Annotated in this window: 27 protein-coding genes; 10 read left to right on the top strand and 17 right to left on the bottom strand. The window is 74.1% G+C overall.

Features of this window, described 5'->3' with window-relative positions:
• The 5 genes from AB4039_RS28390 to AB4039_RS28370 form a co-directional block, all read right to left on the bottom strand.
• Positions 1 to 1,887 carry an ABC transporter permease subunit gene (locus AB4039_RS28390; RefSeq protein ID WP_442272139.1) on the bottom strand — a complete coding sequence of 629 codons (1,887 nt, stop codon included), beginning with the start codon at positions 1,885 to 1,887 and terminating at the stop codon, positions 1 to 3.
• A gap of 241 nt (positions 1,888 to 2,128) precedes the next feature.
• On the bottom strand, positions 2,129 to 3,229 hold the full coding sequence (locus AB4039_RS28385; RefSeq protein ID WP_266846730.1) for a glycine betaine/L-proline ABC transporter ATP-binding protein: 1,101 nt from the start codon (positions 3,227 to 3,229) through the stop codon (positions 2,129 to 2,131).
• Positions 3,226 to 4,791 carry a GMC family oxidoreductase gene (locus AB4039_RS28380; RefSeq protein ID WP_442272132.1) on the bottom strand — a complete coding sequence of 522 codons (1,566 nt, stop codon included), beginning with the start codon at positions 4,789 to 4,791 and terminating at the stop codon, positions 3,226 to 3,228. The genes AB4039_RS28385 and AB4039_RS28380 overlap by 4 nt, the downstream gene beginning before the upstream one ends.
• 15 nt (positions 4,792 to 4,806) lie before the next feature.
• Positions 4,807 to 6,291 carry an aldehyde dehydrogenase family protein gene (locus AB4039_RS28375; RefSeq protein ID WP_442272131.1) on the bottom strand — a complete coding sequence of 495 codons (1,485 nt, stop codon included), beginning with the start codon at positions 6,289 to 6,291 and terminating at the stop codon, positions 4,807 to 4,809.
• A 314-nt stretch (positions 6,292 to 6,605) separates the two neighbouring features.
• Positions 6,606 to 7,178, bottom strand: a complete 573-nt coding sequence (locus AB4039_RS28370) for a TetR/AcrR family transcriptional regulator (protein WP_266846725.1) — start codon at positions 7,176 to 7,178, stop codon at positions 6,606 to 6,608.
• Positions 7,179 to 7,317: 139 nt separating this feature from the next.
• Here AB4039_RS28370 and AB4039_RS28365 point away from each other — a divergent pair, with 139 nt between their 5' ends.
• The gene (locus tag AB4039_RS28365) at positions 7,318 to 8,109 is read left to right on the top strand and encodes an SDR family NAD(P)-dependent oxidoreductase (protein WP_266846723.1); all 792 of its coding nucleotides are present in this window, start codon (positions 7,318 to 7,320) and stop codon (positions 8,107 to 8,109) included.
• 19 nt (positions 8,110 to 8,128) lie between these two features.
• On the opposite strand, the gene AB4039_RS28360 is transcribed toward AB4039_RS28365, so the two are convergent.
• On the bottom strand, positions 8,129 to 8,908 hold the full coding sequence (locus AB4039_RS28360; protein WP_266846721.1) for a helix-turn-helix domain-containing protein: 780 nt from the start codon (positions 8,906 to 8,908) through the stop codon (positions 8,129 to 8,131).
• 64 nt (positions 8,909 to 8,972) lie between these two features.
• Between AB4039_RS28360 and AB4039_RS28355 the strand changes: the two genes are divergently transcribed.
• The gene (locus tag AB4039_RS28355) at positions 8,973 to 10,454 is read left to right on the top strand and encodes an MFS transporter (protein ID WP_442272130.1); all 1,482 of its coding nucleotides are present in this window, start codon (positions 8,973 to 8,975) and stop codon (positions 10,452 to 10,454) included.
• A gap of 55 nt (positions 10,455 to 10,509) precedes the next feature.
• Here the strand turns inward: AB4039_RS28355 and AB4039_RS28350 are convergent, their stop codons facing one another.
• The 3 genes from AB4039_RS28350 to AB4039_RS28340 all read right to left on the bottom strand — a co-directional run bounded on the left by AB4039_RS28350 (position 10,510) and on the right by AB4039_RS28340 (position 12,422).
• The gene (locus tag AB4039_RS28350) at positions 10,510 to 11,562 is read right to left on the bottom strand and encodes an MBL fold metallo-hydrolase (RefSeq protein WP_266846717.1); all 1,053 of its coding nucleotides are present in this window, start codon (positions 11,560 to 11,562) and stop codon (positions 10,510 to 10,512) included.
• Positions 11,563 to 11,653: 91 nt separating this feature from the next.
• Positions 11,654 to 11,836, bottom strand: coding sequence for a hypothetical protein (locus AB4039_RS28345; protein WP_442272129.1), 183 nt, complete (start codon positions 11,834 to 11,836; stop codon positions 11,654 to 11,656).
• Positions 11,837 to 11,876: 40 nt separating this feature from the next.
• Positions 11,877 to 12,422, bottom strand: a complete 546-nt coding sequence (locus AB4039_RS28340) for a MarR family winged helix-turn-helix transcriptional regulator (RefSeq protein WP_266846716.1) — start codon at positions 12,420 to 12,422, stop codon at positions 11,877 to 11,879.
• A 215-nt stretch (positions 12,423 to 12,637) separates the two neighbouring features.
• Here AB4039_RS28340 and AB4039_RS28335 point away from each other — a divergent pair, with 215 nt between their 5' ends.
• Positions 12,638 to 13,675 (top strand): alkene reductase, encoded by a 1,038-nt coding sequence (locus AB4039_RS28335; RefSeq protein ID WP_442272138.1) that lies wholly within the window; start codon positions 12,638 to 12,640, stop codon positions 13,673 to 13,675.
• Between the two features lie 40 nt (positions 13,676 to 13,715).
• Here the strand turns inward: AB4039_RS28335 and AB4039_RS28330 are convergent, their stop codons facing one another.
• The gene (locus tag AB4039_RS28330; RefSeq protein WP_442272128.1) at positions 13,716 to 15,176 is read right to left on the bottom strand and encodes an MFS transporter; all 1,461 of its coding nucleotides are present in this window, start codon (positions 15,174 to 15,176) and stop codon (positions 13,716 to 13,718) included.
• A gap of 134 nt (positions 15,177 to 15,310) precedes the next feature.
• Here AB4039_RS28330 and AB4039_RS28325 point away from each other — a divergent pair, with 134 nt between their 5' ends.
• The gene (locus tag AB4039_RS28325; protein ID WP_266846710.1) at positions 15,311 to 15,928 is read left to right on the top strand and encodes a TetR/AcrR family transcriptional regulator; all 618 of its coding nucleotides are present in this window, start codon (positions 15,311 to 15,313) and stop codon (positions 15,926 to 15,928) included.
• A gap of 172 nt (positions 15,929 to 16,100) precedes the next feature.
• Here AB4039_RS28325 and AB4039_RS28320 read toward each other — a convergent pair whose 3' ends face one another.
• From AB4039_RS28320 to AB4039_RS28310, 3 genes are all read right to left on the bottom strand, one after another.
• Complete coding sequence (locus AB4039_RS28320; RefSeq protein ID WP_442272127.1) at positions 16,101 to 17,258, bottom strand: RNA polymerase sigma factor; 1,158 nt, start codon at positions 17,256 to 17,258, stop codon at positions 16,101 to 16,103.
• The gene (locus AB4039_RS28315; protein WP_442272126.1) at positions 17,255 to 17,662 is read right to left on the bottom strand and encodes a YciI family protein; all 408 of its coding nucleotides are present in this window, start codon (positions 17,660 to 17,662) and stop codon (positions 17,255 to 17,257) included. The genes AB4039_RS28320 and AB4039_RS28315 overlap by 4 nt, the downstream gene beginning before the upstream one ends.
• A 178-nt stretch (positions 17,663 to 17,840) precedes the next feature.
• Complete coding sequence (locus tag AB4039_RS28310; RefSeq protein ID WP_442272125.1) at positions 17,841 to 18,149, bottom strand: putative quinol monooxygenase; 309 nt, start codon at positions 18,147 to 18,149, stop codon at positions 17,841 to 17,843.
• A gap of 105 nt (positions 18,150 to 18,254) precedes the next feature.
• Here AB4039_RS28310 and AB4039_RS28305 point away from each other — a divergent pair, with 105 nt between their 5' ends.
• Positions 18,255 to 18,593 (top strand): ArsR/SmtB family transcription factor, encoded by a 339-nt coding sequence (locus tag AB4039_RS28305; RefSeq protein ID WP_442272124.1) that lies wholly within the window; start codon positions 18,255 to 18,257, stop codon positions 18,591 to 18,593.
• Between the two features lie 66 nt (positions 18,594 to 18,659).
• Here the strand turns inward: AB4039_RS28305 and AB4039_RS28300 are convergent, their stop codons facing one another.
• Both AB4039_RS28300 and AB4039_RS28295 read right to left on the bottom strand, forming a co-directional pair.
• Positions 18,660 to 19,043: a MerR family transcriptional regulator gene (locus tag AB4039_RS28300; RefSeq protein ID WP_442272137.1), complete on the bottom strand. Its 384-nt coding sequence runs from the start codon at positions 19,041 to 19,043 to the stop codon at positions 18,660 to 18,662.
• A 68-nt stretch (positions 19,044 to 19,111) separates the two neighbouring features.
• Complete coding sequence (locus AB4039_RS28295) at positions 19,112 to 19,645, bottom strand: helix-turn-helix domain-containing protein (protein ID WP_442272123.1); 534 nt, start codon at positions 19,643 to 19,645, stop codon at positions 19,112 to 19,114.
• Between the two features lie 117 nt (positions 19,646 to 19,762).
• Between AB4039_RS28295 and AB4039_RS28290 the strand changes: the two genes are divergently transcribed.
• The 3 genes from AB4039_RS28290 (at position 19,763) to AB4039_RS28280 (ending at position 23,248) form a co-directional block, all read left to right on the top strand.
• Entirely contained in the window at positions 19,763 to 20,296 is a 534-nt protein-coding gene (locus tag AB4039_RS28290; RefSeq protein ID WP_442272122.1) for a YbaK/EbsC family protein, read from the top strand.
• Positions 20,297 to 20,352: 56 nt separating this feature from the next.
• On the top strand, positions 20,353 to 21,567 hold the full coding sequence (locus AB4039_RS28285) for a serine hydrolase domain-containing protein (RefSeq protein WP_442272121.1): 1,215 nt from the start codon (positions 20,353 to 20,355) through the stop codon (positions 21,565 to 21,567).
• 67 nt (positions 21,568 to 21,634) lie between these two features.
• Positions 21,635 to 23,248: an alpha/beta fold hydrolase gene (locus AB4039_RS28280; RefSeq protein ID WP_442272120.1), complete on the top strand. Its 1,614-nt coding sequence runs from the start codon at positions 21,635 to 21,637 to the stop codon at positions 23,246 to 23,248.
• A 150-nt stretch (positions 23,249 to 23,398) separates the two neighbouring features.
• Here the strand turns inward: AB4039_RS28280 and AB4039_RS28275 are convergent, their stop codons facing one another.
• Positions 23,399 to 24,202 carry a methyltransferase domain-containing protein gene (locus AB4039_RS28275; protein WP_442272119.1) on the bottom strand — a complete coding sequence of 268 codons (804 nt, stop codon included), beginning with the start codon at positions 24,200 to 24,202 and terminating at the stop codon, positions 23,399 to 23,401.
• Between the two features lie 886 nt (positions 24,203 to 25,088).
• On the opposite strand from AB4039_RS28275, the gene AB4039_RS28270 reads away from it, so the two are divergent.
• Positions 25,089 to 25,301: a hypothetical protein gene (locus AB4039_RS28270; RefSeq protein WP_266847178.1), complete on the top strand. Its 213-nt coding sequence runs from the start codon at positions 25,089 to 25,091 to the stop codon at positions 25,299 to 25,301.
• 47 nt (positions 25,302 to 25,348) lie between these two features.
• Here AB4039_RS28270 and AB4039_RS28265 read toward each other — a convergent pair whose 3' ends face one another.
• Entirely contained in the window at positions 25,349 to 25,840 is a 492-nt protein-coding gene (locus tag AB4039_RS28265; protein WP_266847180.1) for a hypothetical protein, read from the bottom strand.
• Between the two features lie 155 nt (positions 25,841 to 25,995).
• On the opposite strand from AB4039_RS28265, the gene AB4039_RS28260 reads away from it, so the two are divergent.
• A partial coding sequence (locus AB4039_RS28260; RefSeq protein WP_442272118.1) for a DUF2809 domain-containing protein occupies positions 25,996 to 26,444 on the top strand: 449 nt, incomplete at its 3' end.

The following is a 26,444-nucleotide window of genomic DNA, read 5'->3' as shown; positions in this document are numbered from 1 at the left end:
TCAGGCCTCCTTCGCGGGCTGGGTGAGGCGGTCGAGCAGCAGGCCGAGGCAGACGATCGCGGCCCCGGCCACCAGGCCGGTGGCGAGGTCGCCCTGGGCGAGGCCGAGGACGACGTCGTAGCCGAGCGCGCCACCGCCGACCAGGCCGCCGATGATGACGACGGCGAGGACGAGGACCACGGCCTGGTTGACGGCCAGGAGCAACGCGGGTCGGGCGAGGGGCAGCTGGACCTGTCGCAGCAGTTGCGAGCGGGTCGCGCCGAGCGAGCGGACGGATTCCACGACGGTCGGGTCCACCTCGCGCAGGCCCTGTGCGGTGATCCGTACGACGGCCGGCAGCGCGTACACCACGGCGGCCGCGGCGGCCGGTGCGCGGCCGACGCCGAACAGCGCGACCACGGGGATGAGGTAGACGAACTGCGGCAGGGTCTGGCACACGTCGAGGACGGGCCGCAGCAGCCGCTCCGCCCGGGCGCTGCGCGCGGCGCCCACGGCGATCGCGAAGCCGAGTACGAGCGTGACCGCGACGGCGGCCAGGACCTGGGAGAGGGTGTCGAGGGAGGCTTCCCACACGCCGAGCACTCCGACGGCGCTCAGGGCGAGGACCGCGGTGAGTGCGGTGCGCCAGGTGCCCGCCAGGAGGGCGAGTGCGCAGGTCAGCAGGAGGAGCAGCCACCAGGGGGCGGCCTGGAGTCCGGAGCGCAGCGGGTCGAGGATCCAGCCGGTGAACCGGGCGGCCCAGTCGGCGGTGCCGCCGACGACGGGGACGCCCGAGTAGAGGTGGCCGGTCATCCAGGCGACGGCCGAGTTCACCGGGTCGGCGAGGGGGACGGTCCAGGACCCGGGCCACAGGGAGCTTCCGGCGACGCGGCCCGCGACGGCGGCGGCCACCGCCACGAGGAAGGTGAGCAGCCGGCCGTACCAGCCGGAGAACACCCGCCGCAGCAGGTGCTGTTCGCGGGCGGGCACGGGGGTGGCGCCGATCCGGCGGCCCGCGGCGTCGGCGGTGCGGTCCAGTACGACGGCGAGCAGCACGATCGGGATGCCCGCGGCCAGGGCCGCGCCGACGTCGACGGAGGCGAGGGCCTGGTAGACGCGGTCGCCGAGGCCGCCCGCGCCGATCACGGAGGCGATGACGGCCATGGACAGGCCCGTCATGATGGCCTGGTTGACGCCGAGCAGGAGCTGTCGGCGCGCGAGCGGGAGGCGGGCGGTCAGCAGGCGCTGGCGTCCGGTGGCGCCGAGCGAGGCGGCTGCTTCCAGGACGCCCGCGTCGGCGTCGCGCAGGCCGAGGGCGGTGAGGCGGGCCATGGGGGGCGCGGCGTAGACGACGGTGGCGAGGACCGCGGCGGGTACGCCGATGCCGAAGACGAGCACCATCGGCAGCAGGTACGCGAAGGCCGGCAGGATCTGCATGGTGTCGAGTACGGGACGCAGGAGGCGGTCGGCGCGCGGGGAGAGCCCCGCGGCGAGGCCGAGCAGGGCGCCCAGGACGACGGAGGCCGCGACGGCGACGGCCATCAGCGCGAGGGTCTGCATGGTCGGCACCCACATGCCGAGCAGGCCGCAGGCGACGAAGGCGGCGGCGCAGGTCAGGGCGAGGCGGATGCCCGCCAGGCGCCAGGCGACGAGGGCGGCCAGGGCGGTGACCCCGGTCCAGCCGGCGGCGAGCAGGAGGACGTACACGGCGCGTACGGACACCACGACGGCGTTGCTGATGTGGCCGAAGAAGTAGAGGAAGAGGGGGTGGCTGTCGCGGTGGTCGATGATCCAGTCGCCTGCGCGGCCGAGCGGGCCGGACAAGTCGGCCGTGAGGGCCGCGGGCCAGCTGCCGGCGCCCGGGAAGGCCACGGCGAGCGGGATCAGCAGGGCGACGGCGAGGCCCATCGGGATGAGGACCCCGCGGCGCGCGGCAAGGGCGGCCAGGGGTCTGCGGGGGCGGTCCTGGGGAGCGGACGCGGTGTCGGCGGAGCTCCGGCCGGAGGACCGTTCGACGGACCGCGGGGCCTGCGAAGGGGTGGCGGCGCGGGTGGCGGCGCGGGTGTCGGGCGGGGTGTGGGTCGGGGTCGCGGTCACGCGCACCACCTCCGCGCGTCGGGGGCGGGGGCCGCGGGACGGGCCGGGCGGGTCATGCCGCCACCCCCCGTCCGGTGCCGGCCGGGAGTCCGGCCACGACGGCGAGCAGTCCGGCGTCGTCGACCACGCCCAGGCAGCGRCCGTGGTCGACGACCCGGGCCGGGCCGCCGCTGCGGGCGACGGCCTGGATGGCTTCGACCACGGTGGTGGCCGGGGCCAGTGCAGGCCCCCGCTCCGCTTCGCCCGCGGCTGCGGGGCGCATCGCGCTGCGGACGGTGAGCACCTGCTCGCGGGGGACGTCGCGGACGAAGTCCCGTACGTAGTCGTCGGCGGGCGAGCCGACGATCTCCTCGGGCGTGCCGAGCTGCACGATGCGGCCGTCGCGCATCAGCGCGATCCGGTCGCCCAGGCGCAGGGCCTCGGCGAGGTCGTGGGTGATGAAGACCATGGTGCGGCCCTCCTCGTGGTGGAGCCGGGCGACCTCCTCCTGCATCTCGCGCCGGATGAGGGGGTCGAGCGCGCTGAACGGCTCGTCGAACAGCAGCACCTCGGGGTCGGCGGCGAGGGCGCGGGCCAGGCCGACGCGCTGCTGCTGGCCTCCGGAGAGCTGGCCGGGGCGGCGCTGCTCCAGTCCTTCGAGGCCGACCTTGGCGACGAGTTCGGCGGCCTTGTCCCGGCGGTCGCCGCGGCCGACACCCTGGATCTCCAGTCCGTACGCGACGTTGTCCAGGACGTTGCGGTGCGGGAGGAGGCCGAAGTGCTGGAAGACCATGGCGGCGCGGTGGCGGCGCAGGGAGCGCAGCCGGGCGGCGTCCATGGCGAGGACGTCCTCGCCGTCGATGGCCAGGCTTCCGGCGGTGGGTTCGATGAGCCGGGTGAGGCAGCGTACGAGGGTGGACTTGCCGGAGCCGGACAGGCCCATCACGACGAAGACCTCGCCCTTGCGGACGTCGAAGGTGACGTCGCGGACGGCGGCGGTGCAGCCGGTGCGCTCGCGCAGTTCGGCGGCGGACAGGCCGGTGGCGTCGGCGGAGCCGGGGACCCGGGCGGCGGCCTTCTCGGGGCCGAAGACCTTCCAGAGGCCGTCCACGGCGAAGACGGGGGGTGCCGAGGGGGTGGCGGTGGGGGATGCGGCGGCGGGGGCGGTGTTCATCGGGTACCGCCTTCCCGGGCCAGCAGCTCGGCTGCCTTCTCGCCGACCATGAGCACTCCGATCATCGGGTTGACCGCGGGCATCGTCGGGAAGACGGAGGCGTCCGCGATGCGGATGCCTTCGAGTCCGCGGATCTTCAGGTCCGGTCCCACCACGGCGCCGGGGTCGTCGACGGCGCCCATCCGGCAGGTTCCTGCGGGGTGGTAGACGGTGTGCGCGACGGAGCGGGCGTAGGCGCTCAGCTCCTCGTCGCCGGTGATCTCCGGGCCGGGGCACACCTCGCGCTTGAGCCAACCGGCCAGCGGCGGGGTCGCGGCGATCTCGCGGGCGAGCTTGATGCCGTCCACCAGGGTCCGGCCGTCGTAGTCGTCCTCGTCGGTGAAGTAGCGGAAGTCCAGGGCCGGTTTGACCTCGGGGTCAGCGCTGGTCAGGTAGAGGCGGCCGCGGCTGCGGGGCTTGGGGATGTTCGGGGTCATCGACACCCCGTGCGTGGGGCGTTCGTAGCCGATGCGCTCGGGGTTGTCCGTGAAGGGGACCTGGTAGAAGTGGAACATCAGGTCGGGCCCGGCGGAGTCGGGGTCGCGCCGGACGAACAGCCCGGCGTCGCTGTCCATCGCGGAGTTCTCGGGTATCGGGCCGTCGGTCTCCCAGACGATCACCGATTCGGGGTGGTCGAGCAGGTTCTCCCCGACTCCGGGCAGGTCGTGCAGCGGGGTGATGCCGAGGGCCTCCAGGTCGGCGCGCGGGCCGATGCCCGAGTGCAGCAGCAGCCGCGGGGTGTCGACGGCTCCGGCGCACACCAGTACCTCGCGGCGTGCGGTGACCAGGGACTCCGTCCCGTCCTTGGCGCGTACGTGGACGCCGCGCGCGCGGGTGCCGTCGAGTTCGAGGCGGTGGGCCCAGGTCTCCAGGAGGATCCGGAGGTTGGGGCGTTCGTCCATGACGGGGTGGAGGTAGGCCACCGACGCGGAGGAGCGCTTGTTGTCCTCCGGGTGGTAGGCGAGGTCGAAGAAGCCGGCACCCTCGTGGAAGGGCTTCGCGTTGAACCCCTCGACGCGCGGGACGCCCAGGGCGGTCTGCGCGGAGTCGACGAAGTCGCGCGCGATGGCGTTGCGGTCCTTCTCGTGCACCGGGACGATGTTGTTCAGGAGCTTGTCGAAGTACGGGTCCATGGCGGCCGCGTTCCAGCCCTCGGCTCCCGACCGTTCCCACTCGTCCCAGTCGGACGGGAGCGGCTTGAAGGCGATGAGGGTGTTGTGGGAGGAACAGCCGCCGAGGACGCGGGCGCGGCTGTGGCGGATGTGCGAGTTGCCGCGGGGCTGCTCGGTGGTGGGGTAGTCGTAGTCGAGCTCGCCGCCGAGCAGACCCGTCCAGCGGCGCAGGGTGAGCACCTCGGGGCGGTCGACGTCGCTGGGGCCGCCCTCGATGACGGCGACGCTGACGTCGGGGTCCTCGGTCAGGCGGGAGGCGATCACCGAGCCGGCGGTGCCGCCGCCGACGACGACGTAGTCGTACTCCTGCTCCGCGGGGGCGGGGGKGGGGGGATGCGTGGGGGTGTTCATCGCTCTGTTCCTCCTTCAGCCCGCGAACCAGCGCAGGGGGCGGGGGGCGAGGTTCTGGTACACGTGCTTGGTCTCCCGGTACTCGGCCAGGCCCGAGGGGCCCAGTTCGCGTCCGGTGCCGGACTTGCCGAAGCCGCCCCACTCGGCCTGCGGGAGGTAGGGGTGGAAGTCGTTGATCCAGACGGTGCCGTGGCGCAGCCGGCCCGCCACGCGGCGGCCGCGGCCCGGGTCGGAGGTCCACACCGCGCCGGCGAGGCCGTACTCGGTGTCGTTGGCCAGCGCGACGGCCTCCGCCTCGGTACGGAAGGTCTCGACGGTCAGGACCGGCCCGAAGACCTCCTCCCGTACGACGCGCATCCCGCGGTGGCAGCGGTCCAGCACGGTCGGCCGGTAGAAGTAGCCGGGCCCGTCGGGGCGGTGGCCGCCCGCGCGGAGCACGGCGCCCTCGGCGAGGGCCGAGGCCACGTACTCCTCGGTGCGCTCGCGCTGGGCGGCGGAGACCAGCGGGCCGCACTCCACACCCGGGTCGGTGCCGCGGCCGAGGCGGATCCGGTCGGCCCGGCGGGCGAGTTCGGCGACGAAGCGCTCGGCGACGCCCTCCTCGACGATGAGGCGGGAGCCGGCGGAGCAGACCTGGCCGCTGTGCATGAAGGCGGCGTTGAGGGCCTGGTCGACGGCGGTGTCGAAGCCCTCTTCGGTGGCGCAGGCGTCGGCGAAGACCACGTTGGGGTTCTTGCCGCCGAGTTCGAGGGCGACCTTCTTGACGGAGTCGGCGGCCGCGCGCATCACCTTCGTACCGCTGGTGAGCCCGCCGGTGAAGGAGACGAGGTCCACGTCGGGATGGGCCGCGAGGCGCGCGCCGACGGGGTCGCCGGGGCCGGTGACCAGGTTGGCGACACCGGCCGGCAGGCCGGCCTCCACCAGCAGGCCGATGAGGGCCGCGGTGGACAGCGGGGTGATCTCGCTGGGCTTGAGCACGAAGGTGTTGCCGGCGGCGAGGGCGGGGGCGATCTTCCAGGAGGCCTGGAGGAGCGGGTAGTTCCAGGGGGTGATCAGGGCGCAGACCCCGACGGGCTCGTGGACGACGACGCTGTGGACGTCGGGCGTCCCGGCGTCCACGACGCGTCCCGCGCTCTCGCCGGCGACGAGGTCGGCGAAGTAGCGGAAGGCGGCGGCGACGCAGTCCACGTCCGTACGGCCCTCTTCCAGGGTCTTGCCCGCGTCACGGCTCTCCAGGAGTCCGAGGCGCTCGCGGTCGCGGTGGAGCAGGTCGGCGGTGCGGCGCAGCAGTGCGGCCCGCTCCGGGACGGGGGTCCGGGGCCACTGGCCGCTGTCGAAGGCGGCGCGGGCCGCGGCGACGGCCGCGTCGGTGTCCGCGGCGCCCGCCTCGGCGACAACGGCGAGGACGGTGCCGTCGGCCGGGTCGAAGACCTCTCGGGTGGCCCCTGATACCGCGGAACGCCAGGTCCCGGCGATGTGGATGGTCGTCTGCTCGGACACGACGCGCTGTACCTCCGATTCCGGCACCGCGGACTGCCCGCGGTGGCGATGCTCGGGCCCGCCTGCCCCGGTCCTGCGGAGGCATGCCCCATCGGTCACGGGAAGTGACGGGAGTCACTTCCCGTCACTGTGGGGAGATATGGGGCAGATCGGGGTATTTTCGCGCACCCTCGGGGGCGTCGGGGCCGCCCGTCACAGACGGCGCGACGCGGCGCGGCACTGGGCCGGAGCCGGGGCGGCACGGGGCGGGAGCGGGGCCGCACGGGGCGGGAGCGGTTCGGCGCGTTTGCGGCGCTCGGATCGACCGTCGATGCCTACGGAATCCGCGGCGCGGCGCACTCCGTCAGGACCAGGAGGGCGTCGACGAGGTCCTCCGCGGGGGCGCCGGTGGCCAGGCGGCGCAGCTGCTGCCCGAAGACCAGGGCGACGGCCACGCCCGCGAGGCGTTCGGGGTCGGGCACGCCGAGCTGGGTCAGGATCCGGGTGGCCAGCAGGTCGTAGGCGGCGAAGCACTCGGTGGCGGCGGCGCGCAGCCGCTCGTCGCGCCCGGCCTGGACGTAGAGCTCGAAGGGGGCGATGTGGCGGCTGTCGAAGGCGTCGCCGCCCGCGACCCGCGCCACCGCCTCGGCCGCCTGCCCGATGTCGAAGCGCTGGTCGGTGCAGGAGCCCGCGAGCGCGCTGAAGTGCCGGGTCTCCTCGGCCACGAAGTACAGCAGGCTCTCGCGCAGCAGCTCGTGCTGGGTGGCGAAGTGGTAGGTGACGGAGCCGAGCGAGACCCCTGCCTCCTTGGCGATCCGCCGGTTGGTGACGGCCGCGACGCCGTCCTGCCCGATGATCCGCAGTACGGCGTCGATGATGCTCTGGCGGGTGTCGGAGGCATGGGGCATGTCGGCATTCTGCCCCATCGACCTGCCCGGACGCCCTTGCGGGAGACGGGAGTTGGAGGGACCGGGTGTGGACACGGGGCGGAGCGGTCCCTACTGTTCGTTCGAACGAACAGTTGAAGGACGTCACACAGGAGTCGTTGTGGACATTTCCGGATCGAACGTTCTGCTCACCGGGGCCACCGGGGGCATCGGCTCCACCCTGGCCGCACGGCTGACCGCGCGCGGGGCCCGCCTCACGGTCACCGGCCGGCGGCCGGAGGCCCTCAAGGCCACGGCGGACGCCTGCGGCGCCCGCACCGTCGTCGCCGACCTCGCCGTCAGGTCCGATGTCGTCCGCCTCGCCGGGGCCTGCGCCGAGGCGGACGTCCTCGTCGCGAACGCCGCACTGCCCGCCAGCGGCGAACTCCTGGACTACACCGAGGAACAGCTCGACCGCGCCCTCGACGTCAACCTGCGTGCGCCCCTCCTGCTGTCCCGGCTGCTCGCGGAGCACATGGTCGCCCGCGGCCGCGGCCACATCGTGCTGGTCGGATCCATCTCCGGCAAGGCGGCGTCGAGGTCCACCTCGTTGTACAACGCGACCAAGTTCGGGCTGCGCGGATTCGCCCTCGCCCTGCGCCAGGAGCTCAGGGGCACGGGGGTGGGGGTGTCCCTGGTCCAGCCCGGTTTCGTCCGGGACGCCGGAATGTTCGCGGACACCGGTGCCACGACGCCGAACGGCATCAGGACCGTCACGCCCGGCCAGGTCGCCGACGCCGTCGTACGGGCCGTCCGCCGCGACCTCTGCGAGGTCAACGTGGCGCCGCTGGAGCTGCGGCTGCTGAGCGCCATCGCCGGGCAGTTCCCCGGGTTCGCCGAGCGGATCCAGGCGCGGACGGACGTCGACGGCACCGTGCGGCAGATGGTCGAGTCCCAGCGCGCGCGCCGTTAGGCCGCCTCGTCCTCCGGGGTCAGTCCTCCGGGCGCAGCCCGAGCCAGTCGGCGATGCCTTCGGCACCGGCGTCGGTGAGGTGGACGACGCGCGGGCTCACGCCGTGGCGCAGCCAGCCGAGCCGGAACAGCCTCGCGGTGACGGCCGCCCCCACTCCCCCGGCCAGGTGGTGCTGCTGTTCGCTCCAGTCCACGCAGTACCGGACCAGCGGCCGACGGCCGGGCAGGGCGGCCACGTCGATGCCGAAACGCCCCAGCGCGTCCCGGCCGGCCGGTGTGAGCCGGTAGTCGTGGTCGTGTCCGTAGCCGCGCGCCCCGTCGCGCACGGCTTCGTCCCGGTCGTGGGTGCCGTCGTGGCCGGCCAGGATGCCGTGGGCGAGGAGGCCGCCCATCAACGCGACCCCGAGCCGGCCCGCCAGGTGGTCGTAGCACGTACGGGACCGGCGCAGGGCGTTCGCGGCGCCGCTCTCCCGCAGGGTCGTGACGGGGAGCGGGGGTGCGATCACCGCGAGGGCTTCCAGGGCGAGGCTGACTTCGGGGCCGGCCAGCCGGTAGTACCGGTTGCGCCCCGCGCTCTCCACCGTGATCAGACCGGCCTCGACGAGCCTGGCCAAGTGGGCGCTCGCGGTCGGAGCGCCGATGCCCGCCTCTGCGGCGAGCACCTTGGCCGACAGCGCGCGGCCGTCGCCCAGCGACTTCAGCATGCTCGCGCGGGAGGCGTCGGCGATCAGGGCCGCGGCGCGGGCGATGTCGGGCTGCCGGTTCAACCGGTCGCCACGGGAACCGTTTCGGGTGGTCACGGCCCCATCGTAGGCAGCCCATGGTTCGTCGGCCGGCGAAGTGTTCCGCGTCGAGACTGACGTCATGAGTTCCACGGACTTCCCCGCGCCGCCCACACCCGTCCACGCCGGGTCCGACGCCTTCGCCCCGCAGGGCGAGGGGGTCGGGCGCCGGCGCCCGAAGCTGCCCCTGCCGCCGCTCATCGCCCTGAGCCTCGGCCACTTCCTCGTCATGCTCGACGTGACCGTCGTCAACGTGGCGGTACCGGGCATCCAGGGATCGCTGCACGTCGGTGCTTTTGGCCTGCAATGGATCGTCGACGGGTACAGCACCCTCTTCGCGGGCCTGCTGCTCCTCGGGGGCGGGCTCGGCGACCGCTTCGGGCACCGGCCCCTCTACCTCTTCGGGCTGRCCGTGTTCACCCTGGCCTCGACCGGCTGCGCCCTCGCCCCGTCGGCCGTGGCGCTGATCGGGTGCCGGCTCGCCCAGGGTGCCGGAGCGGCCTTCCTCGTACCGGCCTCCTTCGCCCTGCTGCGGGCGGCCTATCCGGACCGCGTTCAGCGGGCCCGGGCGGTGGGCGTCTGGGGTCTGGTGTCGGCCGTGGCGTTCGGCGCCGGGCCGGTGGTCGGGGGCCTGCTCGTCTCGGGGCTGGACTGGAGGTGGGTGTTCTGGGTGAACCTGCCGGTGGCCGCGCTCGCCGCCGTGCTGACGCTGCGCCACGTCCGGGCACCGGCCCGGCCGCGGGAGACCGGCCGGATGGACCCGTTGGGCCTGCTGCTCGGTGTGCTCGGTCTCGTCGCGGTGGCCGGCGCGCTCAACGGGGCGGGGCCGGCCGGCTGGACCTCCCCCCGGGTGCTCGCCGCCTTCGCGGTGGGGGCGGCGGCCCTGACCGGCTTCGTCCTGGTGGAGCGACACCTGGAGAGGGCCCTCGCCGCACGGCCGGACGGCAGGAGGCCGCTGCTGCCGCCGTCCCTGCTCCGCGACCGCCGGGTGAGCACGACGAACGCCGTCGGCCTGCTGCTCAGCCTGGGCTACTACGGCATGCTCTTCGTCGCGACGCTGTACTTCCAGCGGGACCGCGGCTTCAGCGCGCTGGAGACCGGGCTGGCCCTGCTGCCGTCCGTCTGCATGGGCTTCCTCGCCGCGCCGCTGTCGAGCCGGGCAGCCGCCCGCACCGGACCGTACGTCCCCATGGCCGGGGCCCTGCTGCTGGGGGCGGCGGGCTTCCTGGGCTGGCTCACCGCCGGGCCGCAAACCCCCTACCCCGTACTGCTCTTCGCCCTGATGGCGACGGGGCTCGCGACGCCGCTGGCCGTCGTGGCGGCAACGGTGGCGATCATGGAGGCGGCCCCCGCCGAGCACGCGGGCGTGGCCTCGGCCTCCTTCAACGTGTCGCGTCAGGCGGGCCATGCGATCGGGGTGGCGCTCTTCGGCACGCTCGTCGGCGGCGCGGGCCCCATCCCAGGCCTGCACGCGTCGGCGCTCACCGCGGCCGGATGCTTCCTCCTGGGGTTCCTCCTCGTCGGCGTGACGGTGCGGGGAGCCCGTTCCGGGAGCGGGCGCTGACCGCAGGGTCCCGGGGGCGGCCCGATCGCCCGACGACCGGACGCGGGGACGGGGTTCAGCCGTCGGGTGGGGCCGGCTCGTGGAGCGGGGGCCGGGACCAGGGCGCGTCGGCGTCGCCGGGCTCCGGCCGCAGACCGAGCTCCCGGAGCTGGTTCACCGCCATCAAGGCGGTGAACATCGCGTTCGGGTTGGCGCCGCTGACGCCGAGTTCGGTGGCGCTCTCCGCGTACCGGGCGGTGAACGCACCGGGCACGGCCCGCCCGCTCTCCCCGGTCAGCCCGAGGGCCGCTTCCTGCAGCGCGGTGGCCTGCTCCAGGAGCCCGTCCAGCCAGGACACCACCTCGGCGCCACTGCGCACGGTGAAGGTGTGCCCGTCGGTGAGCAGTGCGGCTCGCCCCTCCTCGAAGAGGAGGGCGACCGCGCCGAGTACGGTCTGGATCTTGAGCTGGTCGGCGTCGGCCATCGCACCGCAGGGGCCGTTGCCCTCGTCGGACAGGTGCAGGACACCGCAGTCCCTCAGGTGCACGATCACGTGCCCCGCGCAGTGGCCCTGACTGCGCAGCACACGGACCGCACCGTCGGCGAAGGTCCAGCCGGTGAAGCGGAGCGAGCCGATGCGGATCCGTTCCAGCGGCCGCTCCTCGTAGGTCCGGGTCGTCGCGCCGAAGGGCCGGAGCGGCCGGAAGAGCGAGAGCAGCTGTTCGGCGGCCTGCGCGGGCGCCGGCCCCGGCGCCGTTCCGGCGATGCGCTCGAAGGCCCGCGCCCAGTACGCCACCGGGTCCCGCATCTGGTCGAGGTCCCGGGCGGGCAGGAAGTGCTCGACCGGTACGCCCAGTTCATCGGCCAGGTCGTTGTTGCCGATGTGGTCCGGATGGCCGTGCGTGGTCAGTACCAGCGCCCGTGACCAGGGCCCGACGCGGTCGGCGGCCTCGCGCAGTGCCGCGCGGAAGGCTTCCGTGACACCGGTGTCGACCAGCACCAGGGTGTCGCCGGTCCGGTGGACGAGGGCGTTGGCGACGTCCGGCTGCCCGCGCCCGACGGCGAGTTCCTGTCCCAGGACCAGCACGGTCGAGCCGTCGATCCCGATCGATTCACCGAGTGCGGTCACACGTCCTCCCGCGGTCCCGTCCCGTCCGGTCCGGGCCCGGCTCGCCGCGCGGCCGTTGGCGGCGGACGACGACGGGGCCCTGAGCACGAGGCTACGCCGCGCCGGGGGTGGCGGCCCCTCGAAGATGCCGGAAGCACCGCGCGGGGACGAGACCGCGCCCGTCGACCACCTCCTCGCGGTGGACGGTGATCAGCCACTGTTCCAGGAGGCACTCAAGGGCCCCGTACAGCGTTCCGGTACGCCTCTGCGTGCGGCCCTCGGAGATCTGCTCCACCTCACGGGCGATCGCGCATCCGACGGGCGAGACCCCCGACTCACGAGCAGGGATCCGAGGCCTTGGACGCGGCGCCGCACCCCGCATCGCCTCCGCGGGCGAGCTCCGTCCACAACGCGGCCTCGACCTTGCCGAGGAGCCGGGCCAGTTCGGCACGCTCGGTGTCATCCAGACCATCCAGGGTCTGGCCTTCCAGCTCGCCCCAGGCCCTGCGGACCTCGACCAGCAGACCGCAACTGGTCTCCGTCGCCTCCACCAGGGAGGCCCGCCGGTCGGACGGGTCGGGGCGGCGGCGCACATGGCCGGCGTGCTCCAGGCGCTGGAGCATCTTGGTCACCGTGGAGGGATCGAGGCCCACCGCTTTGATCAGCTCGGACTGGCGCACCGCACCGCTGTCCCAGAGGTGCATCATCAGGAACTCCTGCCCGGGGTGGAGCCCCAGTTCGCGCAGGACCCGGCCCGCCGCGATCCGGTGCAGGCGCGAGACCCGGCTGATCGCGTGACTCACGGGCCCGTCCAGCACGGCACTGGGCACCGCCGCGCACCCCGGCGCGGTGCGCGGCTCCTGAACGGGTTCCGCAGTCATCGGGGCGCTCCTCCTGAAGGGTGTGTCGGATCCGGTCACCGACCGTCGCCCCTGAGGGCGGCGGCCCGCCGCCGTCATGCGAATCCTACCCGCCACCGCTATTTGATTGGTCGGCCAAGCAATGGGGTACGCTGCATCCACAGCCAATGATTGGCCGACCAAATATCTTCTATCTTTGCGAGGCGAAGATGACCAGCGCGTTCGAACCGGTCCGCATTCCCGGCGCCACCCTTTCCAACCGGATCGCCCTGGCCCCCATGACGCGCAGCCGCGCGGGCGAGGGCGGCGTCGCGACGGCCCTCGTCACCGAGTACTACACCCAGCGCGCCTCCGCCGGCCTGCTCATCAGCGAGGGCATCCAGCCCTCCGCCGTCGGGCAGGGCTACCCGTTCACCCCGGGGCTGCACAGCGCCGGGCAGGTGGCGGCCTGGCGCGAGGTCACCGACTCCGTGCACGCGGCCGGTGGCCGGATCTTCGCCCAGCTGATGCACTCCGGCCGGATCGGCCACCCGTCACTGCTGCCCGACGGCCTCGTACCCGTGGCCCCGTCCGCGGTGGCCCCCCGGGGACAGCTGTTCACCGGCGACGGCATGAAGGACTTCGTGACCCCGCACGAGCTGACCGGGGCCGAGGTGCGCGAAACCGTCGCCGCCTACGCCCAGGCGGCCCGCAACGCGGTGGAGGCCGGCTTCGACGGGGTGGAGCTGCACGGGGCCAACGGTTACCTGATCCACCAGTTCCTCGCCCCCGGCTCGAACCGGCGCACCGACGAGTGGGGCGGCCCGGTGGAGAACCGGATCCGCTTCGCGGTGGAGGTGGTCCGGGCGGTGGCCGCCGCGATCGGGGCCGAACGCACCGCCCTGCGCGTATCGCCGGGGAACACGTACAACGACATCTCCGAGCCCGACCCGCAGCCGACGTACGAGGCGCTGGTCAAGGAGCTCGACGGGCTCGGCCTCGCCTACCTCCACGTCATGGAGCACGGCCCCGAGGCCCGGGAAACCACCCTCGTGCTGCGCAAGCAGTTCTCCGGACCGCTCGTCCTGAACCCGGCGACCGAGGGACCCACCGATCACCGGGCCCTCACCCTGATCGAGGACGGCACCGCCGACCTGCTCGCCTTCGGCGCCCTCTTCCTGGCCAACCCCGACCTGCCCGAGCGCCTGCGCACCGAAGGCCCGTACAACACGCCGGACCCGTCCACGTTCTTCGGGGGCGACGCCCGCGGCTACACGGACTACCCGGCCCGCTGACCGGGAAGCGCCTGTTGCGCGGCTCCGTTACGCGGCTCCGTTACGCGCTCGCGGCCGCGCCGGCGGGCTCCACCGTCGGCCCCTCCGCGCCCCTGGTGGCGGGCGGTTCCACCCGGGGGGCGGGGATGAGGGCGGCGACGGCCGCGGAGACCAGGGCGAGCGCGCCGCCCAGCAGCAGCCCGGTGCGGAAGCCGCTCTCGGAGGTGAAGGTGAACCCCCCGGCCGTGGTGGTCATCCGGGCCAGGACCACGCCGACGACGGCGGCGCCGGTCGAGGTGCCCAGTGAGCGCATCAGCGTGTTGAAGCCGTTGGCGGCACCGGTCTCCGCGAGGGGCACCGCACCCATGATCAGGGCCGGCATGGCCCCGTAGGCGAGGGCGACCCCGCTGTTGATCACCATGGCGGCGACCATGAGGCCCGGCGCCGTCCCGGCCAGCAGGAGCGCCACCCCGTATCCGGCGGCGAGTACCACCGCGCCGCAGACGAGCGTGACCTTGGGGCCGCGGGCGTTGGTGAGGCGGCCCCCGAGCGGGGACACGACCATCATCATCAGGCCGCCGGGCAGCATCCACAGGCCGGCGGCCAGCATCGACTGGCCCAGGCCGTAGCCGGTGGCCTCGGGGTACTGGAGCAGCTGCGGGACGACCAGCATGCTCGCGTACATGCCGAAGCCGATGAAGACCGAGGCGAGGTTCGTCAGCAGGACGCGCGGGCGGACGGTGGTGCGCAGGTCCACCAGCGGGTCGGTGGTGCGCCACTCGAACCACCCCCAGGCCGCCAGGACCACGGCGGCACCGGCGAACAGGGCGACGGTGGTGGCCGAGCCCCAGCCCCAGTCGGCCCCCTTGGAGACGGCGAGCAGCAGGCACACCAGGCCCACGGCCAGGCCCAGCGCGCCGACGAAGTCGAAGCGCTGCCCCTTGGCGCCCGCCGGGACGTCGGGGACGAAGGCCAGGATCATGCCGGCGACGGCGGCGGCGAGCGCCGCCGCGCCCCAGAACAGGAAGCGCCAGTCGGCGTACTGCGCGACCGCCGCCGAGAGCGGGAGGCCGATGCCGCCGCCGATGCCCATCGAGGCGCTGACCAGGGCGATGGAGGAGCTGAGCTTCTCGGCGGGCACGACGTCGCGGAGCAGGGCTATGCCCAGGGGGATCATGCCCATTCCGATGCCCTGCAGGCCGCGCCCGACGATCATCGGGACGACGCCGTCGGACAGCGCGCACACCACCGATCCGATGATCAGCGGCACCGCGCAGGCCAGGAGCATGCGGCGCTTGCCGACCATGTCCCCGAGGCGGCCGCTGATGGGCACGCACACGCCGGCGACCAGGAGGGTGGCGGTGACGACCCACGCGGAGTTGGAGGAGGAGGTGTGGAGGAGCGTCGGCAGGTCGGCCAGGAGCGGGGTGACCAGGGTCTGCATGACGGCCGCCGTGACACCCGCCAGTGCGAGCGTGGCGATCACTTTGCCGGTGTGTGGAGCCGCGGGCGGCTGAGGCATGACGGGGTCCCTAAGGGCGCGGTGCGGGGATGCGAGGGTGCGGACACGCTCTATTCAGTAGTCAACTATCACTTCAGGACGCGCGGGGTGTCAACTCGAACTGGCGGTCGGCCCTCGGTTGTTAGGCTGGGGCCGTGCCCACCGATACCCCCCGGCCCCTACGCGCCGACGCCGCGCGCAACGTCGAGAAGATCGTCCGGGCGGCCCGCGACGTGTACGCCGGGCAAGGGCCCGAAGCGCCGCTCGACGAGATCGCCCGCCGGGCCGGCGTGGGCATCGCCACCCTGTTCCGCCGGTTCCCCGACAAGGCGGCCCTCCTGCGGGCGGTGCTGGACCAGCAGTTCACCCAGGACGTCCTGCCCGCCATCGACCGCGCCCTCACGGACGAGGACGCGCGCCGCGGGCTGACCACCGTGATCGAGGCCGCCCTGACCTCGGCGGCCGACGAGCACCACGTCCTCACCGCCGCACGGAACGCCGGCATCTTCACCGCGGAAACGAGCGCCCGCTTCTTCGACGCGCTCGACCCGTTGGTGGTCCGCGGCCAGCGGGACGGGGTGATCCGGGCGGACCTCGTGCCCGACGACCTGAAGCGGGTCATGGGCATGCTCGTGAGCGTCCTGTGGACCATGGATCCGGCCGAGGGAGGCTGGCGGCGCTACGTGACCCTGGTCCTGGACGGTCTGACCCCTGCCGCGGCCAGCCCCCTGCCGAACCCCGCTCCCCCGCTGCTGCGCAGGCCGCAGACCTGAGCCCGCCCGAATCGGTCCGTCCGGCCGCGGGGCCTACGCTGGAATCGACGGCCGGCTCGGCGAGCGGCCCCCGGCCGTCACCCGTGGGCACCTGCCCCTCCCCCTCCGCGCAGGTGCCCACACCCCCGCGCAGCGGTGCGCGGCGCGCCCGCCGGCGGGGGCCGTCAGGGCGTCACCGGTTCCGGTCGGCGTTGAGCCGGGCCGCCTGGCGGATCAGGTGGTCGCGTTCGGCGAGGTTGGACGCCTTGCGGGCCGCCTCGGCGTACAGCCGTGCCGCCGTTTCCGGGTCCCCGTCGCGTTCGTGGAGGTAAGCCGCCACGGCGGTGTGCCTGGGCAGGGAGGCGTCCAGGGCGGCCAGGGCCCGCAGGCCGGCGCGCGGGCCCGCGGCCTCCCCGACGGCCACCGCGCGGTTGAGCCGGACGACCGGGCTGTCGGTCAGCCGGCCGAGCTCGTCGTACCACTCGACGATCTGCACCCAGTCGGTTTCCGCGGCGGTCGGCGCGTCGGCGTGGAGGGCCGCGATCGCGGCCTGGGCCTGGTACTCGCCCAGCCGGTCGCGGGCGAGGGCCGCCTGCAGGATGTCGACCCCCTCGGCGATCGCCCGCGTGTCCCAGCGGCCCCGGTCCTGCGCGGCGAGCGGGACCAGGCTGCCGTCGGGCGCGGTCCGGGCGGCGCGCCGGGCGTGGTGGAGCAGCATGAGGGCGAGCAGTCCCGCCACCTCGGGGTGGTCGATCGCGGCCGCGAGCTGCCGGGTGAGGCGGATGGCCTCGGCGGCGAGGTCGAGGTCGCCGGAATAGCCCTCGTTGAAGACCAGGTAGAGCACGCGCAGCACGGTGGAGACGTCTCCGGGCCGGTCCAGGCGCACGCCGGAGACGGTGCGCTTGGCCCGGCTGATGCGCTGCGCCATGGTCGCCTCGGGCACCAGGTAGGCGCGGGCGATCTGGCGGGTGGTGAGCCCGCCGACGGCACGCAGCGTGAGCGCGACCGCCGACGACGGGGTCAGCGCGGGGTGGGCGCAGAGGAAGTAGAGCCAGAGGGTGTCGTCCGCTTCGGGTGCGGGGCCCGGCGGCGGTTCCCGGTCGACGCGGTCCTCGCGCCGCCGGCGAGTGGTGTCGGCCCTGGCCGCGTCGAGGAAGCGGCGCCAGGCCACGGTGACCAGCCAGCCCTTCGCGTCGCGCGGCGGGTCGTCCGGCCAGACGCGCACCGCCTCGACCAGGGCGTCCTGTACGGCGTCCTCGGCCGCCGCGAAGTCGGCTCCGCGGCGGACGAGGATGGCCAGCACACCGGGCGTGAGGCTCCGGAGCCGGGCCTCGTCCCTGGGGAGGGTCACTCCGTGACGGTGGGGTGGGCGCCCAGGAAGGGGCGCAGTTCGAGCCACTCGTGGATCGGCTTCCCGCCCGCCCCGGGAGCGGCCGAGAGTTCCCCGGCCAGCTCGACGGCACGTTCGTAGCTGTCGACGTCGATGATCATCCAGCCCGCGATGAGGTCCTTGGTCTCGGCGAAGGGGCCGTCGGTGACGGGCGGGCGGCCTTCGCCGTCGTAGCGGACGAAGGTGCCCTCGGGGGCGAGTGCCTGGCCGTCGACGAACTCGCCGGTCCCTTCGAGCCGGGCCGCGAAGTCGTTCATGTACTGCACGTGGTCCGCGATCTCCTGCGGCGTCCACTGGTCCATGGGCACGTCGTTGACCGGGGTCGGGGCGCCGCGGTAGTGCTTGAGCAGCAGGTACTTGGCCATGATGGCTCTCCTCGGTGCGGTGCGGGTGCGACCCATTGTGGTCGCGTTCACTGCGGGGACGGAGCGGGGCACGGCTTCTCGACATCGCGAGCCGCATCTTTTCCCACCCCTTGCCGGCCGGCCCCGCCAGGGCGCCGTCCAGGCCGTTCCACCCCGAGCTCCGCCGCTCGCGAGGTCGTCAGTGGCCGTAGGGGCTGTGCATCTCCAGGAAGCGGAGCTCCAGGTCGGTGGCCAGGTAGTCCATCCGGCGCTCCCAGAAGTCGCTCAGGTGCGGCAGCGCCAGATGGGCGTCCAGGTCGGCCCGGCTGCGCCACACCTCGTAGAACACGAAGACGCCGGGCTGCTCGCCGTCCTCGTGGAAGTGGTACTCCAGGCATCCCGGCTCCTGCCGGGTGGGCTCCACGAAGGAGAGCAGCAACTGCTTGAGATCCTCGGCGCGTTCGGGCTTGGGGCGGGCGGTGCCGACGAGCGTGACGAGCTGGTCCATCAGGGTTCTCCCCCACAGGTAGGTACGACCGAATTCGTACCTACCCGACGGTAGCAGTCGCGGGAGGTACGATTCAATCCGTACCTACGGAAGGATGTCGTCACCATGCCCGACGAGGAGGGCCATCCGGCCGTCGAGGAGATGGAGTTGGGCACGGTGCTGTCGGCACTGGCCGATCCGCTGCGCCGCCGCGTGGTGCGCGAACTGGCCTCGGCCCCGGACGGCGCGGCACGCACCTGCGCCTCCTTCGCGCTGCCCGTGTCGAAGGCGACGGTCACCCATCACTTCCGCACCCTGCGCGAGGCCGGCCTGATCCGCCAGGTCGACCGGGGCAACAGCCGGATGGCCTCACTGCGGCGCTCCGAGATCGAGGCCCGATTCCCGGGTCTCCTCGCCCTCCTGACGGCCGAGCCCGACCCCCTTCAGGGCGTTGCCGGCACGTGAGGCGGTGCACCGGACCCTCTCCTGACGCCCTGCCAGGACAGCGCGCGCCACGACCCCGCGACCCTCCTACGCGCGGCCCCCTCCCGGTGTCGCGTCGCGCGAGGCCGTGTCGATCACTTCGTCCAGGACGTCGCGGGAGCGGACCAGGTCGGTGATGAGGCTGTTGATCCGGTCGCGTTCCGAGGTGAGGTCGTCGACCAGCTGCGGGGTGGCGACCTCGCTCGGGCTGCCGTCCGCGTCCCGCATGCAGGGCAGCAACTGTGCGATCTTCTTGCTGTTCAGACCGGCGGCGTAGAGGGTCTGGATGCGTACGACGCGGTCGACCGCCCACTCGCCGTAGTCCCGGTGGCCGCCGGGGGTGCGCTCCGCGCGCAGCAGTTCCTGCGTCTCGTAGTACCGCAGGGAACGCTCGCTCACCCCGCTGCGCCGCGCCAGCTCACCGATCCGCATTCCCCACCCCGAACGCCGCTGCTCGAACCCGCCGTTGACGCCCACTTCTACCATGTCGCCACGCACCGCTACGAGATGACCCGGCGGGGGTAGCGGACCACGAGGAGCGCGTCGACGTCCTCCTCCGCGGCGCGGTACAGGTGCGGTACGTCGGCCGCCCAGTCGGCGTGTTCGCCCGGTCCGACCCGCCGGGGCGGCCCTGCGAGCTCGCCCACGTGGGCCGTCCCTCCCAGGACGACGATGCGCTCCGTCGCCCCGGCCGTGTGCCCGGTGGACTCCTGGACCGATCCGGCGCGGATGCGGATCCGGTAGGTCTCCGTGACCGCCGCGGCATCCTCGAACCGCTCGGTGAGGACCGCGTTCACCGCCGCGCCCGACAGCTCCGCCGGCAGTCCCGTCGTGTGCAGCGCCGTGCTGAGCGGGAGCTCCAGAGCGGTCGTGAGCGCGTAGAGCGTCTCCAGGGTGGGGTTGCGGCGTCCGCTCTCCAGCTCCGAGAGCGTGCCCTTGCCGACCCCCGACCTGCGGGCCAGCTCCGACAGCGACACCCCGCGCTCCGTCCGCAGTGCCCGCACCCGGGCGCCCACCTCAGCCGCCAGATCCACGCAACGCCTCCTTCCCCCTGAGCCCCGCTCAATCCGCTTGCTGCGCTTCCGCGCCGCACCCTATCGTTCCACATACAGAACGTTCTGTATGGGGAACGACCAGTCGAAGGAGCGCCCGTGGAGCCCGAGCACGCCACCCCCGCCCCGCCCGCCCCGCCGGCCCTGCCCGCCCGGTCCGCGGAGGTGGCACGCGCCCTCGCCTCGGCCGGCGTTCCCGGGCAGGTGCGCCAACTCGACCGCTCCGCCCGCACGGCCGCCGAGGCCGCCGAGGCCCTGCGGTGCGACATCGGGGCCATCGCCAACAGCCTGGTGTTCCTCTCGGGGGACGAGCCCGTCCTCATCCTCACCAGTGGGCGGCACAGGGTCGACACCACGGCCCTCGCCGCCCGGTGGGGTCGCCCCGAACTCCGCCGAGCCACCCCCGAGCAGGTCCGCGAGGCCACCGGGCAGGCCATCGGGGGTGTCGCCCCGGTCGGACACCCCCGGCGTCTGCCCACCGTCGTCGACGAGGCGCTCACCGGCCACGCCCGGATCTGGGCGGCCGCGGGGACCCCGCACACGGTGTTCCCCACCACCGCCGACGAGTTGCTGCGGCTCACCGGCGGCCGCCTGCTCCCGGTCGGCCCGCGGACGGCCTCGGAGCCTGCCTGACCGGGCCTCCGCGCGCACCGCGCGCGCCACCCGACGGGTCCGCCCATACTGAGTGGATGAGGCGGACCCGTACGGTGCTGCTCTGCATCGCCGGCCTGCTGGGCACGGTCCTGCCGGCCGGAGTCGCCACGGGCCCGGCCTCGGCCGCGCCCGCAGCGTCCGCAGCCTGCGCCGCTTCGCCCGAACCGGCCGGGGGCGACGCGCGCACGGTCCTCGAAATAGCCCGGCGGTCCCAGCGGGAGCTCGGGCTGAACGCGGTGGTGCTGCGGGTCTCCTCCGACGGGCGGGAGGTGCTCACCACCGCTCTCGGCGCATCGATGACGGGCGTCCCGGCCGAACCGTCGATGCGCTTCCGTACAGGGTCCGTGGCCATCGTCCACATGGGCATCGTCCTCCTCCAGCTCGCCGAGGAGGGCAAGGCCTCGCTCGACGACCCGGTGTCCCGCTGGCTGCCGGACGCACCGCACGGCTCGGAGATCACCCTGCGGATGCTCGGCAGCTCCACCTCCGGCCTGCACGACTACGTGACCGACCCCGCCTTCCTCGCGGAGCTCAAGGCCGAACCGTTCCGCCAGTGGACGCCGGCCGAGGTCATCGCGATCGCGACGAAGCAGCCCCTCCTCTACCGGCCGGGAACCAACTGGAACTATTCGCACGCCAATTTCGCGATCCTCGGCGCCGCGCTGGAGAAGATCGGCGGTCTCCCCCTGGACCGGCTGCTCACGCAGCGCGTGTTCGAGCCTCTCGGGCTGACCGCGACCAGCAACCAGTACACACCTCAGATCCCGGACCCCGTCCTGCACTCCTTCACCTCCGAGCGCGGCACCTACGAGGAGTCCACCTTCTGGAACCCCTCGTGGACCACGGCCCGGGGCGCGGTCCTGGTGCAGGACATCTGCGACCTCGACCGGTCGGCGCGGGGCGTGGGGACCGGGAAACTGCTGTCGGCGGGATCCTTCCGGACTCAACTCGACCCGGGGACCGTCGGCCTGGGCCACGCGACGCCGTCCTGCCCGGCCAGTGTCTGCCTGCTGACCAACACCGCCGCCCGGCACTTCGGCCTGGGAGTGATCGTCGTCGACGGCTGGATCCTGACGAACCCGTCCTTCTCCGGCTACGCGGCCATCCAGGCCTATCTGCCCGCCCGGAAACTCGCCATCTCCGTGTCCGTGACGAAGGGCCCCAAGAGCCCCGAGGGCAACTCGGCCCAGACCATCGCCGAACGCATTTCCGCGGCCCTGGCCCCCGGACGGGCCCTCTCGATGCCGTGACCGTCCGCGCGTGGCCGCCCTCGCACCGAAACCGCTCACGATCGCACCGAAGTGACCGGGAGGCCTGATGGGACCCACCGAAGCACCCCGCCGCCCTCGCGCCGTACGGCGCCTGCGTGCCGTGCCGGCCGGGCTGGCGACCGGCATCCTCGTCACCGGCCTCGTGGCGGCTCCCGCCCACGGCGCCGCCGGCGGCCCGAGTCCGGGCTCCGGTACGGCGATCGGCACGACCCCGCGCACGGTCGGCGACGCCCACTACGAGCCGGGCCCCTGCCCGAAGACCCCGGACCCGGTCCCCGCCCTCAAGGGCGCCCGTTGCGGGACGCTCACCGTGCCCGAGAACCGTGCGGAGCCCGGGGGCCGCAAGATCAGCCTGGGTGTCGCCGTCGTGCCCGCTGCCACGGAGCGGCCGAAGCCGGACCCGGTGGTGTGGTTCGCCGGCGGCCCCGGCGACGACTCCGTCGGGGAGGCCCAGTTGGCGGTCGACGGCGGGCTCAACCGCGACCGCGACCTCATCCTCATGTCGCAGCGGAGCACGTACTCGGCCGACCCGGTGCTGACCTGCCCCAACATCGACGAGTTCGCCGCACGCTCGGTCGGCCTGGTCTACGACGCCCCGTCCACGCAGCGCCTGCACGTCGACGCCACGCGCACCTGCCGCGAGCAGCTGATCGGCCGCACGGCCGAACTCGGCGCCTACGACAGCACCGAGAGCGCCACCGACTACGCGGACCTGCGCCTCGCGCTGGGGCTGCCGCAGTGGAACGTGTTCGGCATCTCCTACGGCACCGACCTGGCCCTCATCTACATGCGTGACCACCCCCAGGGGATCAGGTCCGTCGGCATCGACGGCGTCCTGCCGCCGTCCACCGCCGGATCCGCCCTGACCTGGAGCAGCGCCCGCCAGGGTTTCGACGGCGTGTTCCAGGCGTGCGCACGGCAGCCCGCGTGCGACCGTCGCTACCCGAAGCTGTCGGCCACCTTCGACCACCTGGTCCGTCAGCTCGAAGCCAAGCCGGTGACCACCACCGTCAAGGTGCCGGGCCGCGCGCAGCCGGTGAAGGTCGTGCTGGACGGCGGGACGCTGGTGAACTGGATGACCTCCGCCACCCACGTGGCGGCCGGCGTACCCCGCTCCCTCGACGAGCTGGCCCACGGCGACCCGCGGCGGATCGCCGAGCAGTGGGCGGGCGCCAAGTTCAGTCCCCAGGCGATCGGGCGGGTCTCGCACGGGCTGGCGTACGGAGTGTTCTGCCGGGAGTGGGTGCCGTTCGAGAGCGAGGCCGACACCCTGCGGGCCGGACGGGCGGCCTTCCCGTCCTTCCCCCGCTCGGTCCTGGTCAACTCTCCCCAGCTCACCTTCCTCCACGCCGACTGCGACGCCTGGAAGGTTCCCGCCGCACCGCGCTCGGTCCGCGACGTGACGCGCAGCGCCATCCCCACCCTCGTCCTGTCGGGCGGGTTCGACGCCCAGACCGGGGCGCGCAGCGGGGAGTACGCCGCCCGTACGCTGAGCCGGGCCACGGTCGTCACCATCCCGTACGTCGCCCACGTGACCTTCGCGGCGTCCCCGTGCGCGCAGGAGATCACCCTCTCTTTCCTCGACGACCCGACGGCCCCGAAGACCGGGTGCGTCAGCGGCGTCGAGCCGCCCACCTTCGACACGGGCCCGCGAACCTGACCGGCCCAGCGGGCCCCCACCGCGAACGCCGCAGCCCCACGGGGGATTTGGTCCCGCCCGGCCGTCAGTGGGCGGACCGGGTACGGGCCCGGGTCCGGCCGGGCGGGGCCTGCGGGGCGTGACCGCCACCGGCCGGGCGCGTTCCGGGGGTTACTGGCGGCGGCCCCAGGCGGAGATCATCGGGGCGGTGGCCAGGTCGAGGCGGCCGGTGGCGACGTTCGCCAGGTGCCGGTCGATCTCCTCGTCGGTGGCGAGTCCCTCCGCCACCAGCCGGTGGCGGATCTGCCGCACGGTCGCCGCTTCCAGGACGGCACAGGCCGGTGAGGCGATCGGGAAGTAGGCGTCGGCCCTGACGTCGGTCAGGCCCGCCTCGCGCAGCAGTCTGGGCAGGGTCCGGCCGTAGGCGAGGTCCGCGCCGCGTGCCGCCATCAAGGCGCGGAAGCCGGACCGCAGACGGTTCGCGAGCCGCTGTTCGGGGCCCGACTCGTCGGGACACAGCAGGGGCTGCAGCCCCGGGTCGGCGTCCTCCAGCAGCAGCCGGCCGCCCGGGCGCAGTGCCCGGACCATGCGGCGCAGCGCCTCGGCGCGGTCCGTCACGTGGACCAGGACCAGTCGGGCGTGGACGAGGTCGAAGCCGCCGGGCGGCGGCGGGTCGGCCGCCACGTCGTGGCGCAGCACCTCGATCACACCGCCGGCGGCCTCCCGGGTCCAGGACACGTCGATGTCGGTGGCGACCACCCGTCCCGTGGGTCCGACGCGTGCGGCCAGCCCCAGGGGTACGGACGGTCCGCCCGCGCCGACCTCCCAGCACCGCATGCCGGCCGCGAGCCCGAGCGCGTCGACGTGCCGGAACGTCACCGGGTCGAACAGTTCACCGAGGGCCTCGAACCGGGTCCCGGCCTGGGACTGCCGGTTGTCCAGCAGGTAGCCGTGCTCCGTCCGCTTCTCACCCATGCCGCCATTCTGGCAGCGGGGGCGGTGCGGACCGCTCGGGCGCCGGCCCGGAAGGCTCCGTCCTGCCGGACGAGGCGGTGCACCGGCCCCGAAGGCCGGGGAGGTCCTGCGGCCGGGCCGCAGGGGTGCCCCGCCTCGGATCCTGGAGCCTCAGCGGCCGGGGGGCGGCGGAGGCCGTGGATCGGTGGTCCGCTTCGGGAAGGGGCACCGCCTACTGGGGCGCCACCCGGCACGCGCTCACCGCGGTGCCGTTCGTGACGCCGCCGGCGGTGAGGCCGCTGACGCACTGCGCGTGGTCACCCGTCAACCCGACATAACACGCCATCCGGACCGAGTCCGGGGCCTCGCCGCCCTGCAGCTCCCGCTCGACCTGGTTGATGCAGGCCGTGACGTCCGCGTGGGCGGCGGGGGCGATGAGGCAAGCGCCACCGAGCGCGAGGGCCAGGCCGGTGAGGACACCTGCGATACGGTCGACGTGCGCATGGGACGTACCTGCTCTCCGGGGTCGTCGCGCGGCCCGGCGCGTGGGCGTGCCGGATCCGCCGGGGAACGGCGCCGAGCGCGGCCGGTACACGGCCGCCGGGCCCGGACCCCGCACCGGACCGGCTCGGCAGGGCTTCCCTCCCTCCTTCGACGCTAGAGCAGCCTCATGGCGCCCGCACCCGCTGGACCTTCGCGGACCGGCCCGGCCCGTCACGGGGCCCGGCCGGGGCCCATCGCGCTCCTGGGGCCCGCCCCGGAACCTCGGGACCGCCCGGTCCCGGCAGGCATTCGGGTGGCGGCGTGCCGTGTCGGGCGGCCGGGACCGGCCGGGTTCGCCATCCTGGGGCCGGGCGCGGCACCGCGGTCGGCGCCGCCCCTCCCCCACCGAGAAGGAGTACGACACATGGCGAAGGACGCGGTCGGACGGTTCCTCGCGGCTCTGGATCCGCAGCACCGGGAGGCCGTCGCCGGCAGACCGCACGAGGAGCAGGAGCGGCTCGCGGCGGCGTGGGAGCAGGAGCTGGAGTCGGACGACGAGCTCGACACCCTCGACGAGCTGTCTCCGCCCGCGGCCGAGGCCGAGGCGGCCCGGCGCGTCATGGCCCGCGAGAGCTGACGCGCCGTCGGGGCGGGGCCCGGCCCGCCGGCCCCGCGGGCCACCGGTCACGGTTGTTCCGCCGGGCGGCCCTCCCCCGCCATGAAGCGCCAGACGAGGGCGTGGCCCAGGGTGATCAGCGCGATCAGCATGAGGGCCTCGGCCTGGATGGGACGCAGGCCGATGTGAACGGCGAGTTCGGGGAACGCGCCGACGACGGCGATCAGTAGGTAGAGCAGGGCGGCGCCGGCCTGCTGCCAGGTGACGAAGCGGTCGCCGCCGGCACCGGCGCGGGTGAGCAGCCTCAGGGTGCACAGGCAGCCGACCACGGCGAGGGCGATGAAGGCCGCCCGCCAGATCTGTGGCTGTTCCGTGCCGCCGACCTGGGCGAAGAGGCCCATCAGGGCGGGCAGCAGGAAGGACAGGTAGATCCCGCCCACGATCCTGCGCAGGGCGGGTTCGCGCATCCATTCCGAGTGGCTCCGCACCACGTTCCACCACAGGCCGACCAGGGTGAAGCAGGTGGCGGAGAAGAGGGCGTAGAAGGTGCTGACATCCATGGGCGACGAGGGTGGCAGCGATGCCCGCCCGGGCGGGCGCTACACGCCCTGCGCGCCGGGCTCCACCCCCGGTACGGGCTACACCGCCGTCCGGGATCCTCCTCGGCCCGGGGCGGACGCGCCCCCGGTCGGCGGGTGTCCGGCAGGATGACCGCATGGACCTCATCCCCGCGCCCCGCCGGCACACTTCGGCTCCGGTTCCGGCCGCCACCGTCCGGACGCGTCTCCTGGCCGCCGGGGCCGCGGTGGTGACCGTCGGCGCGGGGCTGGGGCTCAGGGCCGTGGCGGCGGGAAGCGTGGCCAAGTACGGCGGGGACGCGCTCTACACCGTCCTGGTCCTCTCCCTGGTCGTGCTGGTGGCACCGCGGCTGACACCCCTGCGGGCCGCGGGGACGGCGCTGGCCATCAGCTGGGCGGTCGAGTTCCTGCAGCTCAGCCCTTTGCCGGCAGAGCTCGCCCCACACAGCGCCGTCGCCCGCCTGGTCCTCGGATCCACCTTCAACGCACCCGATCTGTTCTGGTACGCGGCCGGCGCGGCGGCGGGCTGCCTCGTGCACTCGGCGTGGGGGCCGCGCCGCCCCCGCCGCGCCGGCCGGGTCGGCCC

It is taken from the genome of Streptomyces sp. M-16 (assembly GCF_052114405.1).
GTDB lineage: Bacteria > Actinomycetota > Actinomycetes > Streptomycetales > Streptomycetaceae > Streptomyces.
Note: the sequence above shows the minus strand (reverse complement) of the source record. Positions and strands in the feature narration are given on the sequence as shown.

What these genes read in the sequence shown, in the direction of transcription:
- AB4039_RS28390 (WP_442272139.1), bottom strand. Translation starts at nt 1,887, where the DNA reads ATGGGCCTCGCCGTCGCCCTGCTGATCCCGCTCGCCGTGGCCTTCCCG.
- AB4039_RS28370 (WP_266846725.1), bottom strand. Translation starts at nt 7,178, where the DNA reads ATGCCCCATGCCTCCGACACCCGCCAGAGCATCATCGACGCCGTACTG.
- AB4039_RS28340 (WP_266846716.1), bottom strand. Translation starts at nt 12,422, where the DNA reads ATGACTGCGGAACCCGTTCAGGAGCCGCGCACCGCGCCGGGGTGCGCG.
- AB4039_RS28330 (WP_442272128.1), bottom strand. Translation starts at nt 15,176, where the DNA reads ATGCCTCAGCCGCCCGCGGCTCCACACACCGGCAAAGTGATCGCCACG.
- AB4039_RS28315 (WP_442272126.1), bottom strand. Translation starts at nt 17,662, where the DNA reads ATGGCCAAGTACCTGCTGCTCAAGCACTACCGCGGCGCCCCGACCCCG.
- AB4039_RS28310 (WP_442272125.1), bottom strand. Translation starts at nt 18,149, where the DNA reads ATGGACCAGCTCGTCACGCTCGTCGGCACCGCCCGCCCCAAGCCCGAA.
- AB4039_RS28305 (WP_442272124.1), top strand. Translation starts at nt 18,255, where the DNA reads ATGCCCGACGAGGAGGGCCATCCGGCCGTCGAGGAGATGGAGTTGGGC.
- AB4039_RS28300 (WP_442272137.1), bottom strand. Translation starts at nt 19,043, where the DNA reads ATGCGGATCGGTGAGCTGGCGCGGCGCAGCGGGGTGAGCGAGCGTTCC.
- AB4039_RS28285 (WP_442272121.1), top strand. Translation starts at nt 20,353, where the DNA reads ATGAGGCGGACCCGTACGGTGCTGCTCTGCATCGCCGGCCTGCTGGGC.
- AB4039_RS28280 (WP_442272120.1), top strand. Translation starts at nt 21,635, where the DNA reads ATGGGACCCACCGAAGCACCCCGCCGCCCTCGCGCCGTACGGCGCCTG.
- AB4039_RS28275 (WP_442272119.1), bottom strand. Translation starts at nt 24,202, where the DNA reads ATGGGTGAGAAGCGGACGGAGCACGGCTACCTGCTGGACAACCGGCAG.
- AB4039_RS28270 (WP_266847178.1), top strand. Translation starts at nt 25,089, where the DNA reads ATGGCGAAGGACGCGGTCGGACGGTTCCTCGCGGCTCTGGATCCGCAG.
- AB4039_RS28265 (WP_266847180.1), bottom strand. Translation starts at nt 25,840, where the DNA reads ATGGATGTCAGCACCTTCTACGCCCTCTTCTCCGCCACCTGCTTCACC.